Below are 277 nucleotides of genomic sequence, written 5' to 3' on the forward strand. Positions count from 1 at the left end.
GGTCGTGACAATAGCGTCGCCTGCAATCAGCGTCCGATCGCTCTCGCGCCAAAGAGAGATGTGTCCCGGCGCATGGCCGGGAGTATGCAACCATCGCCAGCCTGGCATCTCGGGGATGCTTTGATCAGGTGGAAGCATCTTCAACCAAGTGCTCACATCGACAGGTGAGCGGGGGAAGAGCGGCGACATCAACGCGACTGCTCCTCCGCCGACAAATGCGTCGGCCGGAGGATAGGAGGATTGCCCGTTCAGATACGGAAATTCCAGTGGATGAGCG

The 277-nt window shown here is 59.6% G+C and carries 1 protein-coding gene; it reads right to left on the bottom strand.

What is annotated here, in order from left to right; translation table 11 throughout:
• The coding region (locus JNB91_RS30535; RefSeq protein ID WP_220329137.1) for an MBL fold metallo-hydrolase at positions 1-277 on the bottom strand (277 nt) is incomplete at both ends.

This window comes from Aliirhizobium wenxiniae (assembly GCF_019511445.1).
Lineage (GTDB): Bacteria > Pseudomonadota > Alphaproteobacteria > Rhizobiales > Rhizobiaceae > Neorhizobium > Neorhizobium wenxiniae_A.